This window comes from Geodermatophilus sp. SYSU D00697 (assembly GCF_054050175.1).
The window spans coordinates 1-3,776 of record NZ_JBJGYV010000064.1; the positions used below are offsets into that span (position 1 = coordinate 1).

A 3,776-nucleotide genomic window follows, 5' to 3' on the forward strand; every position below is an offset into this window, starting at 1 on the left:
TGCTTGCTTGGTTGGTGCTTGACCGGGAGCCGAACCGCGGAGGTTCGGGTAGATGTGTGGTCAAGCCCTCGGCCTGTTAGTACCGGTCAGCTGCACGCCTTGCGGCGCTTCCACCTCCGGCCTATCAACCCGCTGGTCTGGGCGGGGGCCTTACCCGGTTGTCCCGGTGAGAGACCTCATCTTGAAGCGAGCTTCCCGCTTAGATGCTTTCAGCGGTTATCCCTGCCGAACGTAGCCAACCAGCAGTGCACCTGGCGGTACAACTGGCACACCAGAGGTTCGTCCGTCCCGGTCCTCTCGTACTAGGGACAGCTCTTCGCAAGTCTCTTACGCGCACGGCGGATAGGGACCGAACTGTCTCACGACGTTCTAAACCCAGCTCGCGTACCGCTTTAATGGGCGAACAGCCCAACCCTTGGGACCTACTCCAGCCCCAGGATGCGACGAGCCGACATCGAGGTGCCAAACCATCCCGTCGATATGGACTCTTGGGGAAGATCAGCCTGTTATCCCCGGGGTACCTTTTATCCGTTGAGCGACACCGCTTCCACATGCCGGTGCCGGGTCACTAGTCCCAGCTTTCGCTCCTGCTCGACCCGTCGGTCTCACAGTCAAGCTCCCTTGTGCACTTGCACTCGACACCTGATTGCCAACCAGGCTGAGGGAACCTTTGGGCGCCTCCGTTACATTTTGGGAGGCAACCGCCCCAGTTAAACTACCCACCTGACACTGTTCCTGATCCGGATCACGGACCGAGGTTAGACATCCAATTCGACCAGAGTGGTATTTCAACGGCGACTCCATCCACACTGGCGTGCGGACTTCACAGTCTCCCACCTATCCTACACAAGCCGAACCGAACACCAATATCAAGCTGTAGTGAAGGTCCCGGGGTCTTTCCGTCCTGCCGCGCGTAACGAGCATCTTTACTCGTAGTGCAATTTCGCCGAGCCTGTGGTTGAGACAGCTGAGAAGTCGTTACGCCATTCGTGCAGGTCGGAACTTACCCGACAAGGAATTTCGCTACCTTAGGATGGTTATAGTTACCACCGCCGTTTACTGGCGCTTGAGTTCTGAGCTTCGCCCCGAAGAGCTAACCCGTCCCCTTAACGTTCCAGCACCGGGCAGGCGTCAGTCCGTATACATCGTCTTACGACTTCGCACGGACCTGTGTTTTTAGTAAACAGTCGCTTCTCACTGGTCTCTGCGACCCCCCTCCGCTGCCGGCCGCGCGGGCCTTGACGGAAAAGGGTCCCCCTTCTCCCGAAGTTACGGGGGCATTTTGCCGAGTTCCTTAACCACAGTTCGCTCGATCGCCTCGGTATTCTCTACCTGACCACCTGAGTTGGTTTGGGGTACGGGCCGCTCGGAACTCGCTAGAGGCTTTTCTCGGCAGCATAGGATCATCCCATTCGCCTCACTCGGCTATGCGTCAGGCCTCACCCTGATGACACGCGGATTTGCCTACGTGTCGGGCCACACCCTTGCACCGGTACTACCACTCACCGGTAGGACTACCTTCCTGCGTCACCCCATCGCTTGCCTACTACCAGTCCGGATCCCGCGCTACTCCCACCCGGGCACACAAGTGCACCCGAGCGGTTTGGGGCGGTTAGCATCGCTGGGTTCGGCATGGGCGTTCCTTCGCGGGTACGGGAATATCAACCCGTTGTCCATCGACTACGCCTGTCGGCCTCGCCTTAGGTCCCGACTCACCCTGGGCGGATTAGCCTGGCCCAGGAACCCTTGGTCTTCCGGCGGGGGAGGTTCTCACTCCCCTCTCGCTACTCATGCCTGCATTCTCACTCGCGTGGCGTCCACGGCTGGATTCCTCCGCCGCTTCCCTCGCCACGCGACGCTCCCCTACCCATCCCAGCCCCTGGCCGGCCGCCGCAAGAGCGGTCGACGGGGTGATGCTGGAATGCCACGGCTTCGGCGGTGTGCTTGAGCCCCGCTACATTGTCGGCGCGGAACCACTTGACCAGTGAGCTATTACGCACTCTTTCAAGGGTGGCTGCTTCTAAGCCAACCTCCTGGTTGTCTCTGCGATCCCACATCCTTTTCCACTTAGCACACGCTTAGGGGCCTTAGCCGATGATCTGGGCTGTTTCCCTCTCGACTACGAACCTTATCGCCCGCAGTCTCACTGCCGCGCTCTCACTTACCGGCATTCGGAGTTTGGTTGACGTCAGTAACCTTGTGGGGCCCATCGGCCATCCAGTGCTCTACCTCCGGCAAGAAACACGCGACGCTGCACCTAAATGCATTTCGGGGAGAACCAGCTATCACCGAGTTTGATTGGCCTTTCACCCCTACCCACAGCTCATCCCCCAGGTTTTCAACCCTGGTGGGTTCGGTCCTCCACGCGGTCTTACCCGCGCTTCAACCTGGCCATGGGTAGATCACTCGGCTTCGGGTCTAGAGCACGCGACTGAAATCGCCCTGTTCGGACTCGCTTTCGCTACGGCTGCCCCTCACGGGTTAACCTCGCCACGTACCGCTAACTCGCAGGCTCATTCTTCAAAAGGCACGCAATCACCGCGCACCCGCGAGGGGTGCATTGACGGCTCTCACGGCTTGTAGGCACACGGTTTCAGGTACTATTTCACTCCCCTCCCGGGGTACTTTTCACCTTTCCCTCACGGTACTTGTCCGCTATCGGTCACCAGGGAGTATTCAGGCTTAGCGGGTGGTCCCGCCGGATTCACACCGAATTTCACGGGCTCGGTGCTACTTGGGAAACACGCTCGGGAGGACCCGTGTTTTCGTGTACGGGGCTGTCACCCTCTACGGCGACCCCTTCCAGAGGCCTTCCACTAACACGGAGTCTTTCTCACTCCCCCGCAGCCCGGCAGAGCTGCGCGAACGGTCCCACGACCCCGCCTCCACAACCCCTGCCGGGTATCACATGGAAACGGTTTAGCCTCCTCCGCTTTCGCTCGCCACTACTCACGGAATCACGGTTGTTTTCTTCTCCTGTGGGTACTGAGATGTTTCACTTCCCCACGTTCCCTCCACACGCCCTATGTGTTCAGGCGCGGGTCACACCACATGACTGGTGCGGGGTTCCCCCATTCGGACATCCTCGGATCAACGCTCGGTTGGCAGCTCCCCGAGGCTTATCGCAGCCTCCTACGTCCTTCATCGGCTCCTGGTGCCCAGGCATCCACCGTGTGCCCTTAACAACTTGGCCACACAACTACCCGACCCTCCGCACGCGCACGCGCGCGCGGACCGGCCGGTCACACCTACAAACAAGAAAGATGCTCGCGTCCACTGTGCAGTTCTCAACGACCCACCAGCCACCGGCCCCCACCGCCCCGCCGAACCCACACGCCCCCGGCGTGTGGTGGTACGCGACCGAACCGGCCCTGACCGAGGTGCCCCCTCACCCCGCCCTCCGGACACAGTCCGGCAGACGACGGTGGGGTCCGCTCCCTCAGGACCCAACAGCGTGCCTACGCCCGACCCCCCGCACCCGCTCCGTTCCCCACACCCCCGCAAAGGGGGCGCCGTACCAGGAGCAGCCACCGGCTGCCGGCCGAACTGGTCAGCGTTCCACCCTCGAGCACCACCCCGAACACCCGCCGCCGGCTCGGCACGAGCAGGCGATCACGGTCCGGGCGCGGCCCTGGACCACCAGATCCAGGATCTGGCGGCCAGTGCTCCTTAGAAAGGAGGTGATCCAGCCGCACCTTCCGGTACGGCTACCTTGTTACGACTTCGTCCCAATCGCCGATCCCGCCTTCGACGGCTCCCTCCCACGAGGGGTTGGG

2 rRNA genes are annotated in these 3,776 nt (G+C 61.3%); both read right to left on the reverse strand.

What is annotated here, in order from left to right:
• Positions 1 to 56: 56 nt before the first annotated feature.
• A 23S ribosomal RNA gene (locus tag ACI79C_RS25185) occupies positions 57 to 3,193 on the reverse strand.
• 480 nt (positions 3,194 to 3,673) lie between these two features.
• Positions 3,674 to 3,776, reverse strand: a 16S ribosomal RNA gene (locus ACI79C_RS25190); the annotation flags it as partial.